This is a genomic window from Thermogemmatispora sp. (assembly GCF_019683755.1).
GTDB lineage: Bacteria > Chloroflexota > Ktedonobacteria > Ktedonobacterales > Ktedonobacteraceae > Thermogemmatispora.
Genome location: NZ_JADGHT010000094.1, coordinates 1 through 14,236 on the forward strand (window position 1 = coordinate 1; position 14,236 = coordinate 14,236).

11 protein-coding genes and 2 pseudogenes are annotated in these 14,236 nt (G+C 58.8%); all 13 read right to left on the reverse strand.

All coding sequences use genetic code 11. From position 1 onward, the window contains the following. Positions 1–60: 60 nt before the first annotated feature. Positions 61–369 (reverse strand): NADH-quinone oxidoreductase subunit NuoK, encoded by a 309-nt coding sequence (nuoK, locus tag IRZ24_RS08535; protein ID WP_297162530.1) that lies wholly within the window; start codon positions 367–369, stop codon positions 61–63. A gap of 44 nt (positions 370–413) precedes the next feature. Next, on the reverse strand, positions 414–950 hold the full coding sequence (locus IRZ24_RS08540) for an NADH-quinone oxidoreductase subunit J (RefSeq protein ID WP_297162532.1): 537 nt from the start codon (positions 948–950) through the stop codon (positions 414–416). Continuing rightward, positions 947–1,609: pseudogene (nuoI, locus tag IRZ24_RS08545) on the reverse strand (NADH-quinone oxidoreductase subunit NuoI); the annotation flags it as partial. The gene IRZ24_RS08540 and the pseudogene nuoI, both read right to left, overlap by 4 nt. A 212-nt stretch (positions 1,610–1,821) precedes the next feature. After that, the gene (gene nuoH, locus IRZ24_RS08550; RefSeq protein WP_297162535.1) at positions 1,822–3,093 is read right to left on the reverse strand and encodes an NADH-quinone oxidoreductase subunit NuoH; all 1,272 of its coding nucleotides are present in this window, start codon (positions 3,091–3,093) and stop codon (positions 1,822–1,824) included. Then, positions 3,086–5,254 carry an NADH-quinone oxidoreductase subunit NuoG gene (gene nuoG / locus IRZ24_RS08555; protein ID WP_297162538.1) on the reverse strand — a complete coding sequence of 723 codons (2,169 nt, stop codon included), beginning with the start codon at positions 5,252–5,254 and terminating at the stop codon, positions 3,086–3,088. Before nuoG ends, nuoH begins: the two co-directional genes overlap by 8 nt. A gap of 94 nt (positions 5,255–5,348) precedes the next feature. Next, entirely contained in the window at positions 5,349–6,647 is a 1,299-nt protein-coding gene (nuoF, locus tag IRZ24_RS08560; protein ID WP_297162541.1) for an NADH-quinone oxidoreductase subunit NuoF, read from the reverse strand. A gap of 44 nt (positions 6,648–6,691) precedes the next feature. Next, the gene (nuoE, locus tag IRZ24_RS08565) at positions 6,692–7,240 is read right to left on the reverse strand and encodes an NADH-quinone oxidoreductase subunit NuoE (RefSeq protein WP_297162545.1); all 549 of its coding nucleotides are present in this window, start codon (positions 7,238–7,240) and stop codon (positions 6,692–6,694) included. After that, positions 7,237–8,397: an NADH dehydrogenase (quinone) subunit D gene (gene nuoD, locus IRZ24_RS08570; protein WP_366914259.1), complete on the reverse strand. Its 1,161-nt coding sequence runs from the start codon at positions 8,395–8,397 to the stop codon at positions 7,237–7,239. Before nuoD ends, nuoE begins: the two co-directional genes overlap by 4 nt. A 769-nt stretch (positions 8,398–9,166) precedes the next feature. Continuing rightward, positions 9,167–9,628 (reverse strand): annotated as a pseudogene (locus IRZ24_RS08575) (NADH-quinone oxidoreductase subunit C); the annotation flags it as partial. A gap of 148 nt (positions 9,629–9,776) precedes the next feature. Next, on the reverse strand, positions 9,777–10,301 hold the full coding sequence (locus tag IRZ24_RS08580; RefSeq protein WP_297162562.1) for an NADH-quinone oxidoreductase subunit B: 525 nt from the start codon (positions 10,299–10,301) through the stop codon (positions 9,777–9,779). Positions 10,302–10,369: 68 nt separating this feature from the next. After that, the gene (gene ndhC / locus IRZ24_RS08585; RefSeq protein ID WP_297162554.1) at positions 10,370–10,726 is read right to left on the reverse strand and encodes an NADH-quinone oxidoreductase subunit A; all 357 of its coding nucleotides are present in this window, start codon (positions 10,724–10,726) and stop codon (positions 10,370–10,372) included. A gap of 391 nt (positions 10,727–11,117) precedes the next feature. Further along, complete coding sequence (locus IRZ24_RS08590; protein WP_297162557.1) at positions 11,118–11,969, reverse strand: sulfurtransferase; 852 nt, start codon at positions 11,967–11,969, stop codon at positions 11,118–11,120. A 337-nt stretch (positions 11,970–12,306) separates the two neighbouring features. Continuing rightward, positions 12,307–13,557 (reverse strand): Gmad2 immunoglobulin-like domain-containing protein, encoded by a 1,251-nt coding sequence (locus tag IRZ24_RS08595; RefSeq protein WP_297162559.1) that lies wholly within the window; start codon positions 13,555–13,557, stop codon positions 12,307–12,309. Positions 13,558–14,236: the final 679 nt, after the last annotated feature.

Genomic DNA, 14,236 nt, shown 5'->3' on the forward strand with positions numbered 1-14,236 from the left:
AGGATGATGAAGCCCAGCAGCGGCGGGATCAGCACCCAGAGAAGAAGACTTGCCATCGCGTTACCCTCGCAGCAGGTTCATCTCGTCCACGTCGATATTGCGCCGTGTTCGGAAGATCGAGACAATGATTGCTAGCCCGACCACCACCTCAGCGGCGGCCACCGTCAGCACAAGAAAGACAAAGACCTGACCATCCGCCGAATCCAGAAAGCTTGAGAGCGCAACAAAAGCCAGATTGACCGCGTTGAGCATGAGTTCGATCGACATAAAGATAATGAGCGGATTGCGCCGCACCAGAACGCCGATGGTGCCGATGGTGAAGAGCAACGCGCTCACGATCAGATACCAGGAGAGCGGTATCGTTGTCATCGCTATTAGCCTCCTCGCCGCGCCGCGTCATCCCTCTTCTTTACTCAGGCCTTGCGCCCAAGGACCAAAGCCCCCAGGATCGCGACCACAATGATCAGGCTGGTCACCTCGAAGGCGAATGAGAAACCGTGGAAGAGCGCCTGACCGAAGGCCTGAATATTGCCCTGCTGAGCCACAACCTGCGAGAGAGCCTCAGAGCCATGTGCGCGCGCCGCCTCATTGAGCGGCGTCCCGCTGAGTAAGAGATAGCTCAGTGCTCCAACCAATACCAGGCCCAGCACTGCCGCCACCCCCCGCTGCCACGGCAGCCGGTCCTGCAGATCGGGATCGCGCGGGTCGGCGGCCAGCATCGTCACTACAAAGAGGAAGAGCACCATAATGGCGCCGGCATAGATCAAGATTTGCACAATGGCGATAAACATGGCCCCGAGCTGGAGATAGAACATGGCGAGAAAGAGCAGCGTCAGAATCAGACTCAGGGCACTGTGGACCGCGTTACGGAAGAGAATCACGCCCAGGGCCGAGGCCACACTCGCCACGGCCAGCACAAAAAAGGAGATGATCAGCGCCGGCCCGCTCATGCTCTCTTCTCCTCCTCTCGCTCCTCTTGCAAAAATTTGCGCCGATCTTCGTCCTGCTCCTCATTGCGCAGTAAAACCTCAGGTTTCGTCTGGGCATCACCCAGTCCTACCGCCGCCGCACTGGCTTGTAGCCCGTCAAAGACCCGACTCTGCTGCGGTACCGGCTGCGGCGCCTCTTCCTCAGGTGGCGGTGGATCAAACCAGTAAGCCGCAGAGCCAATTGTCGCCTGTCCCAGCGGCTCTAGCAGCTGCTCTTTATGGTAAATCATGTCTTCGGGATAGTAGGCCGCCAACTTGTATTCACGCTCCAGCGTGATGGCCCCTGTTGGACAAGCCGCCTCGCAGTAGCCACAGAAGATGCAGCGCAGTAGGTTGACGTCAAACACTTTGGCATAGCGTTCGCCCGGCGAAACGCGATGCTCTTCCGTGTTCTCTTCAGCTTCAATGTAGATGGCATCAGCGGGGCAGGCGCCCGCACAGAGGAAGCAGCCGACACAGCGCTCTAGCCCATTCGGATAGCGGTGCAGAACGTGGCGACCGCGAAAGCGTGGCGGCAGCTCGCGCTCCTGCTCTGGAAAGGAGACTGTGGTCGGCTTGCGCCCCATATTCTTGAGGGTGGTGGCTAACCCTTTGAGTATATCTAGCGACATGACTTTTCTCGCTGCCTCCGTGAGACGTGTTTGCCTCGTCTCTTGACTCTCTCACTCTCGCTCACAGGTCTCGCCAGAGCTGCCAGACTCTTCTGTCTTTGTGAAGCTTGAGCCTGAACGTGCTCCCCCGTCTTCTCTTCCCGTCTGGCAGCTCTCGCACCTCTCTCTTGTTCCTCTGCTTTATACTGCAAGCCTCTGCACTTCTCAGCGCTTCAGACGCTTCAGGCCTGCACCCGGCCATCTTGCAGTAGTGCTGACCGTCCTTCAGCACCAGCAATCACTGCCTCAGCGCCACTGACTGAGCCGACATCAACCTCGATCGTCTTCACCAGGCGCACCGAGGGCGGCAATAGCTCGGCCCCAGTCTTGGTAATGGCAAAGCGCGTCTGGCGGCTGCGCAGCCAGGTGAAAGCCAGAATGGCCACGATGATCGCTAGTCCGATCAAACCATTGACCCACCAGGGCAGACCCAGAGCCACACAAGTTGCACTGATGACGGCATTGAGCACCGCCAGCGGCAAGAGGAACTGCCATCCTAGGCGCATCAGGCGATCATAGCGAATGCGTGGCAAGGTGGCACGCAACCAGATGAAGAGGAAGAGAAAGCAAGCCACTTTGACTGCAAAGATCACCAGCGATAGCCCCGGGATGCGCTCCAATCCGAAGAAACTCCAGCCTCCAAAGAAGAGGGTTGTAGCCACCGAGCTGACGGTGATCATGTTGATATATTCGGCCATCTGGTAGAGGCTCCAGCGCAGGCCGCTATACTCCGTCAGGTAGCCAGCGGTCAGCTCCTGCTCGGCCTCCGGCAGATCGAAGGGCGCGCGGTTCACCTCGGCCACGGCGGCAATCATGTAGATCACAAAGCCCAGGGGCTGGGCCACAATGAACCAAATCCCCTGACCCTGCAGCGTCTGCTGATGCACAATGCTGACCATACTCAGCGTGCCAGCCCACATCAGTGTACCACTGAGGGCAAGTCCCAGGCTGGTTTCATAAGAGATCATCTGGGCTGCGCTGCGCAAGGAGCCGAGCAATGAATAGCGATTGCCCGAGGACCAGCCGCCCAGCACAATGCCGTAGACTGCCAGAGAGGAAATCGAGAGAATCCACAGCAGACCGACATTGATATCGCCAACCCAGGGGTCCCAGACGCTGGGTTTACCGGGTGTCCAGCTATTGCCGATTGGCACCACGGCGAAGGCGCTGAGGGCTACCACCACTGAGATCACCGGCGCAATCAGGTAGATGACCTTGTGGGCTTGTGCTGGGATGATCTGCTCCTTGAAGGCCATTTTAATGGCGTCGGCCAGCGGTTGCAGAGCGCCAAAGGGGCCAGCGCGATTTGGCCCCAGGCGCCCCTGGATGCGCGCCACCACGCGCCGCTCAATCCATGTCATGTAGGCGAAGATCGTCAACAGAATGACGATCAGAATGGCGCTCTTGACAAGCGAGGCGATCACGAGCAGCCAGGTAGGGCTATTCTCAGGCATGAGCCACCTCCACTTCGCTCGTGCGCACACCCTGCAGGCCCAGGCTTTCCCAGGTCAGGCCCCGGTAGAGCGGCTGCTGAGCGGCAATTTCCAGGAGGACATCCTCCGGCCCCTCATAGGTCCAGGGATGGCCGAGCAGAGCCGCCAGGTCCATCAGGATCTCCCAGTCGGCGCGCGCCCCAGGCAGCGGACGGAGAGCGCGGCGAATGGCCTGTACATGGTGATCAACGTTGGTCATGCTGCCGTCTTTCTCGGCATAGGTCAGAGCAGGCAGCACCACGTCAGCTTGCTGGGCCGTCTCGGTCAGCAGGATCTCCTGCACGACAATGAACTCCTTGCCGCGGCGCAGATTACCGTCGGCCAGATGGCGTGCCGGATTGGCCCCCATGATATAGAGGGCCTTGACCGCCTCGCTGGTGAGCATCTCTTGATAATTCAGACCCGCCGGTGAAGCCGGGCGATAGCCTGGCAGACTATCGGGCAGCAAGCCCATGTCGCGCGCCCCCAGCGAGTTGGCATCCTCGAAGAGCGGTCCTACTCCCGCGCCGGGTCGGTCGATGTTGCCAGTCACTACAGCCAGCGCTTGCAAATCAGGTGCCAGATTGGCACAGCCCGGGGCCAGGGTTGCCATTTCATCATAGAGGATGAGGGCCGCCGGGGCCGCAGCGATCTCGCGCGCCAGCTCCTGCAGGGCAGCAGTTGTCTCTGGACCGCAGAGGGCTGCGGCCCGCTGCGTCTCTTGGGACGTCTCCTGGAGACGCCGCCGCACCTCTGCGCGCGGATTGCGTAGATTCTCCTGGCGTAGAGCGGCCTCCAGCAGGAGACGCGCCGCCGCCCCCGCTCCATGCTGTGGCAGGCGAATGACGCGCGTGGCCAGGCGATCCAGCTCGGTCGGGCCTTCGTTGACCACGTAAATCCTGGCGCCGGCCTTCAGGGCCTTCTTGATGCGCAGGTTCAAAATGGGCTGGCGCTCGTAGGGATCGGAGGCTACCAGGATAATGTGTGAGGCCCGCTCAAATTCGGCAATGGCCGTTGTCAGCATCCAGGGCCGACCGGTCAGCGGGTCACGCGAACCCGGGAAGAAGCCATGATGGTGATCGACGTTGGGTGTGCCCAGAGCCTCCCGTAACAGTTTCTGGAAGAGATAGGCTTCCTCGTTAGTGGTGCGCGTTGAGCCGATCCCGCCGATAGCGTTGGCGCCATACCGCTCCTTGATAGCACGCAGCCGCTCAGCGATCAGTCCCAGAGCCTCACCCCAACCTGCCGGTTCCAACGTGCCGCCTGGCTGCCGTCGCACCAGCGGCGTCCGCAGACGCTGCGCATCGTTGACATAATCGAAGTCCCAGCGTCCGCGATCGCACAGCCAGCCGTCATCGATATCATCGTTGCAGCGCGACATCTGGCGCATAATCTTGTCGACGCGCACATCAATGCGCACATTGCAGCCCACGCTGCAGTTATTGCACACACTGGGGATACGCTTCAGCTCCCAGGGACGGGCCTTGAAGCGATACTTGACTGAGGTCAAGGCCCCCACAGGGCAGATCTCTACCGTGTTGCCCGAGAAGATCGAATCGAAAGCCTGGCCAGGGGCTGTGCCGACCTCCATGCGGTAGCCACGGTTAATCATCACCAGCCCGTTATCCATCGAAATCTCGGAGCAGAAGCGCGTACAACGCTGGCAGAGAATGCAGCGCTCGCGATCGAGCAGCACGCGATCGCTGACAGGGATCGGCTTGGGATAGTGCCGCTTGCGCAGATCAAAGCGCGTCGCACCCGGCCCATGACGCAAGGTGAAATCCTGTAGATCGCATTCACCCCCCTTATCGCAGATCGGACAGTCCAGCGGGTGATTGATCAGGAGAAACTCCAGGGTGCCACGGCGCGCTTTGAGCACTTTCTCTGTCTTGGTATGGACGACCATGCCCTCGCTGACCGGCGTTGTACAGGCCGTCTGCGGGGGCTTGGGCATCTTCTCGATCTCGACAAAGCACATGCGGCAGGCACCAAGCGGGGGCATTTTGGGATGATAACAATAGATAGGGATTTCGATGCCTGCTTGCTTGGCAGCCGCCCAGACCAGCGTCCCGGGGGGCACAGCCACCGGGATACCATCGATTGTCAGATGGACAAGTCCGTCGTTTTTTGCCTCTTCAGCCATAGCTTCTTCTATCCTTCACGCGGGAACGCCGCCAGCCATACCGCTCTAAGCTGGTCACAGCGACCAGCACGGCAGCCATCCGCTCAGACTCGCTTCAGAGTGCGGCGGCAGCCGGCTTGCGTGCCTTTGGTCCCACCATGCAGCATCCCTCGCGCACGTGATATTCGTATTCTTCACGGAACAGCTTGATGCTGCTTGTAATCGAAGAGGTTGCCGCATCACCCAGCGGGCAGAACGACTTGCCGCTGATGTTATCACAGATATCCAGCAGGAGATCGATATCGCTCAGTTTACCATGGCCATGCTCGATGCGCTCCAGCAATTGCACCAGCCAATAGGTGCCTTCGCGACAGGGCGTGCACTTGCCACAGGACTCGTCGCGATAGAACTCAGTCATGCGCAGAACGGCATCGACAATGCACGTATCCTCATGCATCACGATGACGCCACCGGAGCCGAGCATCGAACCAGCCGCCGCCACCGACTCGAAATCCAGCGGGGTATCAATCTTATCGGCTCCCAGAATAAAGGTCGAGGAGCCACCGGGAATGACGGCCTTGAGCCGCTTATCGTCAAGGATGCCGCCACCATACTGCTCATCATAGATCAAGGTGCGCAGCGGCGTGCCCAGGGGCAATTCGTAGTTGCCCGGCTTCTTGACATGACCACTCAGACAGAAGATGCGCGTACCCTTGCTCTTCTCGGTCCCGAAGGAGGCATACCAGTCAGCCCCATTGCGCACAATGGCGGGCACCGTCGAGAGCGTCTCACAATTATTGATCACGGTTGGCCCACCGTAGAGGCCGACCGCAGCCGGAAAGGGCGGCTTGAGACGGGGATAGCCACGACGCCCCTCCAGAGACTCCATCAGCGCGCTCTCTTCGCCACAGATATAGGCGCCGGCTCCGCGATGGACAATGACATCGAGGCTATAGCCGCTGCCCAGAATATTCTTGCCGATGTAGCCGGCGGCATAGGCTTCATCGACGGCGCGCTGCACCTGGCGGGCGGCGTAGGCTAGCTCGCCACGCACATAGATAAAGGCCGTTGAGACGCGACAGGCGTAACTGGTGATGATGACGCCTTCGACTAACTGATGGGGATTCTTCTCCATCAGCATGCGGTCCTTGAAGGTTCCCGGCTCGCTCTCATCACAGTTGCAGCACAAATAGCGCGGCTCATTCTTGGCCAGAAACCCCCACTTCATGCCAGTAGGGAAACCTGCCCCACCACGCCCGCGCAGGCCGGATTTCTTGACCAGCTCAACGATCTCCTCCGGCTGGTACTCGCGCAGCGCTTTCTCCAGGGCCTCATAGCCACCGTACTGGCGATAGACGTCGAGGCGATCGATTCCGGGTACATCGATGTGTTTGGTCACAATCAGTTCTGGCATAGCACGCTTCCTTCACTCCAGCACAACATCGGCCAGCCTGCCCATCAGCAGCCGCCGGCGCCTGATGGGCGCTGTCCCAGGACCTGGTCACGGTCCTGGCTTTGACTCCGGCCCTCGCTCTGAAACTCAGCTTCCCACTGATCCACCAGGCGATCAACCAGCTCGGGCGTCAGATTCTCAACGAACTCATCGTTGACTTGGAGCACCGGGGCTGTGCCACAGGAAGCCAGGCACTCCGCCGTCAACAGCGTATAGCGGCCATCGGGACTGGTCTCGCCGCGCTTGATGCCGAGACGGCGCTCCAGTTGCTCGATCAAAGCGTCGCAGCCACGCAGATAGCATGAGATGCTATTGCAGACCTTGATCACCTTCTTGCCCGGCGGGCGTTGATAGTACATCGTATAGAAGGTTGCGACGCTCTCGACATCGTCAACTGTCATGTTTAAAACCTCCGCCACCGCCTCCAGCGCCGCACGGCTAACATAGCCTTCTTCGGCCTGTGCAATATAGAGCGCCGGCATCACGGCGGAGCGGGCCACCGGGTAGCGAGCTGCTAGCTCGCGCATGCGCTGCTTTGCCTGTTCTGAAATCATCGATCAACCTCACCGAGCACAATATCGATGCTCCCGATGGCAGCTACCACGTCCGAGAGCAGGTTTCCCTGGATCATCTTCGGCAGCGCCTGCAGATTCGCAAAGGAAGGCGCGCGCACATGCATGCGATAGGGCCGCGCCGAGCCATCGCTGACAATGAAGAAGCCCAGCTCGCCTTTGGGCGACTCTGTGCGTACGTAGACTTCACCAGCGGGCGGACGGTAGCCCTCGGTGTAGAGCTTGAAGTGATGGATCAAGGCCTCCATGCTGCCCGTGATCTGCCATTTGGGCGGGGGCGCCACCTTGGGATTGGCTACGCGATAGCGACCGGGCGGCATGCCCTCTAGCGCCTGATTGACGATGCGCAGGCTCTGCTCCATCTCCAGCATGCGCACCATATAGCGATCATAGACATCGCCATTGCTGCCGACCGGGATCTCAAAATCGAACTGTTCGTAGCCGCTATAGGGGAAGGCCTTGCGGATGTCCCAGGCAATGCCGCTGCCTCGCAAGGTCGGCCCACTGGTAGCATAGGCGATGGCATCTTCCTTGCTGAGCACCGCCACCCCCTTGGTGCGCTCCAACCAGAGCGGGTTGTTGGTCAACAGGTCATGATACTCCGCCAGGCGATCGGGGAAGATGCGCGTGAAGGCCCGTACCTTCTCATCGAAGCCGCGCGGTAGATCTGCCTGTAGGCCCCCTGGGCAAATGTAGCTGGTCATCATGCGCACGCCTGAGACGTATTCAAAGATATCTAGGATCATCTCGCGCTCACGGAAGCAGTAGAGGAAGACGCTCATCGCTCCCAGGTCGAGCGCACTGGTGCCCAGCCAGACCAGATGACTGGCGATCCGCTGCAGTTCGGCCAGCAGTACGCGCGCATATTTAATTTTATCGGTGATCTCGTCCTCGATCCCCAGCAACTTTTCCACTGCCAGCGAATAGCCCAGGTTATTGCACAGCGGGGCCAGATAATCCATGCGATCGGTTAGCACCAAGGCCTGATGGTAGGTTTTCGCTTCGGCGGTCTTCTCGATTCCGGTATGCAGATAGCCAATATCCGGCTCGGCCTTGACCACCGTTTCGCCCTCGATGGTCAGCATCAGGCGCAGCACGCCATGCGTGCTCGGGTGCTGCGGCCCCATATTGATCGTCATGGTATCCTGGCGCTGACCGCTCTCGTTTACCTGGCCTTCTTCGATGGTATAGCGCGTTTCTAGCTCTTGTTGCATAAGCAAGCCCTCATTGCTGCATGTCAGCCGTTGCACTCCAGAAGCGAGCGGATCAAGCAGCAAGAGCATTCACGTCCTGCCCTGACTGCGCTTGCTGCCTCAGCCTGCGTTTGCGCGGCCCTGGCTAGCCAGGGCCACCTCCTCCCTTCCTTTTCTCCTGTTCTCTTGCCGCTTCCCGTCTTCCAATCACTTCAGCGCTGCGCTCAAGTAGCCGGCGGTCTTGACGCCGCCTGGAGGATGGCGCGCTGGCCCCTGTCTTCTGTCTGCTCTGTGCTGCCTCACCCTCTCCCTTTGCAGGAGGCAGCACAGGCCAAACCTGCGGTGCGGGCCCGGGTCAGAACGCGTCTGCTCTTTACAAAGCAGGCAGATAAGTATAGGACGGCTTCTACACCTCTCTCCATGGCCAGAAGCGCAGGAAGGAGGGCGGGAAGCCGCGGTTATGGCTCTCTTTGCCTGCTCATCGCACGTGTGCCAGGCGGACAGCAAACCAGCCCGGCAGATAGAGCAGCAGATCAAGCAAAAGCAGCCGGCAAAGTGCTCACGCTCGCGGGGTACCCGGCTCTGGGTTCGTAGTAAAGGCGCTGCGACTCTCGTTCAGCTCGCGGCCCTGGGGGGTGCGGAGGGTCTGGCGGCCAACGCCGGGGTCCACATCATAGGGAACCTGACCGCCCCAGTGTGGTTCAGGCAGATCGAAGCCGGTCAGCGGATAATCCTTGCGCAACGGATGAGTGGTCCAGTTGCTCGGCATCAGAATGCGGCGCAGGTCGGGATGATTGCTAAAGATAATGCCAAACAGATCATAGACCTCGCGCTCATACCAGTTAGCCGCCGGCCAGACACCGGTCACTGATGGCACCTGGGGGTGTTCCTCGCGCTTGCCACCCACGCGCACCTTGAGCGCGAGCGTGCTGCGCCGCGGCAGCGAGAGCAACTGATACACCACATCGTAGCGGGGCACGCGCTCTAACCAGTCGACAGCAGTAATGGTTGAGAGAAAGGTATACTGATGGTGCCGCTTAAGATAGTCACAGACAGCAACCAGGTGCTCGGTGGTCAGGACGACCGTCAGTTCGCCACGGTGCTCGACGGTTTCCACCACCGCCTGGGGGAAACGCTCGCGTAGGGCTGCTACAGCAGCCTCAGCAAATGTATCCATGATCGCTCTTTCTTTCGCCTCGCTTTCCCCGCACTGCTCCCATCCCCCTGCCCCACCTCGGTACGCCTTGTTCTCACCCTCCCACTCCTACCCAGCAAGCACTGCCTGCCGCGTGAGTCGCTCAGGGAGAGCTGCTCTGCTCAGCATCTTAGCCTGGCCGCTCCTCGGTAGGACCAGGCAGCTTCAAGCCGCTCTCCTTGAGCGGATCAGGAGGATTGGGAATACCTTCGCGAATCTTTCGCTGCAACTCATTGAAACCATAGAGCAGCATATCGGGTGTGGGCGGGCAGCCCGGGATGTAGACATCTACCGGAACGATTTTATCCACACCCTGGACAATCGCATAGTTATTGAAGACCCCACCACAGGAGGCGCAAGCCCCCATCGCGATGACCCACTTAGGCTCAGGCATCTGATCGTAGATCTGGCGCAGCACAGGGGCCATCTTGATCGAGCAGCGGCCCGCTACGATCATCAGATCGGCCTGACGCGGTGAGGCGCGATAGACCTCCGCCCCGAAGCGCGCAATGTCAAAGCGGTCGGCACTGGTGGCCATCATCTCAATGGCACAGCAGGCCAGCCCAAAGAGCGCCGGCCAGAGCGATGAGCTTCGCCCCCACTCGATGAGCTTGCTCACCTGCGTCGTCAGAATGCCAAATTCGCCAGTGCGCATCGGCAACTGACGCGGACGACGCGGCGTCTGCGTATTGGAAAAGGTCTGTACCGGTTCCCAGGGATTGGTTATTCCCATGTGAATGCCCCTTTTCGCCAGACGTAAATGTAGCCGATCATCAGGATCACGAAGAAGATGAGCAGCTCGATCAGACCCAGCGTCTTCAGCTGATCCTTTAAGAGCACGGCCAGGGGATATAATGAGACAATTTCAATATCAAAGGCAATAAAAAGCATGCCCGTCAGGAGATATTTGACAGGAAAGCGCCGCTTCGGCGCCTGAATCTCCTGGATGCCACATTCATAGGGCGCCAGCTTCTCAGGCGTCGGCTTCTTCGGCCCAAGAACCGCCGTCGCCGCCATCACCAGCAGGCCAAAGAGAAGCGCCAGCGCCACCATGAGAAAAATGGGGAGAGGATCACCCATCGTGGATATCCTTTATTTCCGATAAATACTCTGCGCGTTCTTCAGGGTACCGGCGCTGGTACCTGGTGTCATTTATACACTACTTCAGTTTGTATGGTAGCACAGCATGTCCAGGCTGTCAAACACTTGGGCCTGTGCTAGCCGGCCCGCCGCAGCGCCGTCGTTCCTGCTGCCGCTTCCTTTCACTGCTATGATGCCAGATGCAATAATAGGTGAATGGAAAGATTTATGATACTGGTGATCAAGAAGCAATAGGATGTGTTCGGCAAGAAGGGAGGTCAGCAAGGAGAGTGTCAGACGTCAAGACCGCAGGGGGAGAGCGCAACTCTGCGCCGACCCTGCGGTCTTGGCTCTGGATACAGGAGGGACGTGTGTTAGTTGTTTGTCTGCCTTACTTTTCGATGGGAACGCCCACCAGGCTCCCCCACTCGGTCCAGGAGCCGTCGTAGTTGCGTACGTTGGGATAGCCCAGGAGGTAGCGCAGGGCGAACCAGGTGTGGCTGCTACGCTCGCCAATGCGGCAGTAGGCAATGATTTCTTTGTCGCCTGTGATGCCCTGGCTCTCGTAGATGGCGCGCAATTCATCTGCCGACTTGAAGGTCCCGTCTTCGCGGACAGCGCTAGCCCAGGGAATGTTCTTGGCTCCCGGAATGTGTCCTCCTCGCTGAGCCCCTTCCTGCGGCAGGTTAGGCGGCGCCAGGAGTTCACCTTTGTACTCACCCGGCGAGCGCACGTCAACAAGCGCTACCTGGCTGTCTCCCAGTTTGCTGAGGACATCATCACGGAAGGCTCGGACTTCGCGATGCGGTTCCTCCGCATGATATTCAGTGCGCGGGTAGCTCGGCACTTCTGTGGTGAGGGGCCGCTGCTCCGCTACCCACTTGGCTCGCCCACCGTCCAGCAGACGCACATCTTTATGGCCATAGTATTTGAGCAGCCAGAAAGCCCAGGCAGCAAACCAGTTGTTGTTGTCTCCGTAGAGAATGACAGTCGTGTCATTGCTGACGCCCGAGCGGCTCAGGAGGTCTTCGAGCTGCTCCTTGCTAATGGGCGCGCGAATCACCTGGTCTTGCAGCTCTTTCTGCCAGTTGAAACCTACCGCCCCGGGAATGTGCCCCTGCTCGTAGGCGCTGGTGTCCACGTCTACCTCAATGAGGCGTACGTTGGGATCGTTGAGGTGCGCCTCAACCCAGTCGGCATCTACCAGCACTTCAGGATGGGCATAGCCTTTGTTTTCTGCCATCGATCTCCTCCATGTTGCCTGAAATATTTTTGATTTTGTTGAGCGACATACTCAACAAAGTCCTTTCTCTTATTAGAAACGGTCGACATGGTCAGTTTTATTCCAACCCGCGGGCACATGGTCACTGTTCAGGAGCACAGGGCAAGAAAATAGAGGAGATCCCGGACTGCCGAGAGCGCTACCTGAGACCCGGATCAGAGGCCAAGGGTCGGCAGGGGGAGAGGCGTTAGAACTGGGAGATCGCGGGGCAAAGAGCCGGATCGCTTAGTCATAGGCGCTGATCCGGCTCTTTGCTGGCTGAGTGGAGTCAGCCAGGGTCTGACTTCCGGTCCTCTCTTCAGGCGAGGAGAACCTTGAGCAGGGTTCCTGTGGCAATCGAGCCGTCGGCTTGACTTGGGGCGGAGAGCATAAGGATGCCCTCTTGGGCACCGGCCTGGAAGTCGGTGCTGTAAGTGAGCTTGGTTGAGAAGCTGGTGGGGCCGTTGCCGCTGGCGCCGCGTACTTGTGCCTGACCAATCTGGTTGTAGAGATGATCCAGCACGCGTAGACTGCCAATGACTCCCTCGAAGGCGTTGCCTCGCCCGCTGACGGTTATGGGGCTTTGCAGACGTGCCTGGGCGGTAGGCGCGCTAAGGGAGAGTGTGGGACTGCTGACGTCGGTCACTTCCCAGATGCCCCCGTTGGTGTTGGATTCGAGCCGGCTCATGCTGACGCGAATGGTGCCGCCGCCAGGATGAGGACTCTTGACCTCGACAACGGCATTGACATCGTGCTGCCCCCCACCGCTGATGAGGCGGGCCGGGGCGTTCGGTCCCCAGTTGAAGAAGGCAGAGGAGGCAGCCAGGGCCTGGGCTACTTTGATTGCATCCAGTTTCCAGGGATCATGCCCCTGATTGACTGCCGCCTGGTCGGCTTCGGCTTGATAGCGCGTCAGATCGGGGAAGAAGGCCGGAAAGGCAATTTGGACCAGAGTCTGCTGGGCATCCGACCATTTGAACTCTCGAAAGAGGTCGCGCTGATAATTGGTAGGACTGCGCCCACGGTTGAGGGCCGAATTTTGATCAACTTCGGCGGTGAGCACGGTGTTGTAGCCGCTGATTACGGCATCGCCGTCGTAGAGATTGAGGAGTTGAAAGATTTGCTGTGGGTTGGGACTGGTGATATGGGTGTAGACGTGAACGTCAAGAGCATGGCCCCCTTGATGTGCGACTGTGATAAGGGCCTGCAGTTCCGGTGTCCCCATAAGGTTGGCACATTGGACGCGTACGACACTGGTGACACTGGTTACAGTGTGCACGATGCCACTCCAGTAGGCCGCTGATTGGATTGCTGAGGGACAGGGACGGGGTCCAAGCAGGACAACCGGAGTGGCGGTAGCGGTGGCTCCTCCTGTTCCAACGGTAGCTGTGACACTGGCTCCCGATCTCCCCTGACTTCCTCCTCCAAACGGCGCGCTGCAGGCCGCCAGGCAGAGACAGAGGAGCAGTAGTAAGACGCCGCCGCTCAGAGCCAGACTACGGTAGGAATGAGGCCAGTGTGGGTGCTTGCGATGTCTGAGCCGCGTGGGTCGATGAAAGCTGTTCAGCATGGCTTTCTCCTCGGGTAAGGGACTGCGCTCGTTCCCGCTGCAGCATTAGCATAACATGGCTTGCCAAGGGCTTCTGTGAATTGGCGCATATGATCTATGTGAGCTACTTACTACTCTCCTCCTTGCTCCTCACCCTAAACTAGTACGCCGCCTGGCCCCCCTCTCACCTGGCCTGCAGCCTGTCCCCTGCCTCTATAGCTCCTTAAACCAGCGCCGCTTTATCTCCTCTTGCTCCTTACTGGCTGGTACCTTTCTCCTAATGCCCGGCTACCTGCTCAATTACAGCCAGAATGATGCTCCATAATTCAGTGAGAAGTCCTTTCCGATCGAAGCTCTAGAGCCGGAGAGGTAGACTGAGATCATGCTAATAAACAGGGTTCTCCTGGCTCTTTCCTGCTCTAGTGGCTCCCCCCTCCAAAACGCACTGTAAAAAACCCTCGCTCTGCTTTAGGATTCCCCCGTCGAAATTCTAACTTGTTATTTTCATGTGTCAGTTTGCTATTCACAATGTGAATAGCGTTGTCAAGAGGAAGGATAACAGCTTGTCATGTTTGAACTTTTGTTCAAGAGGTGCAGCACCTGGCCTGTACTCTTTGTTGTAATCTTCATATTTTTATATGCATCTATTATACTTACTACCCTCAAATAAGGAGGGAAGCAGATGAAAGAGACAAAAGAT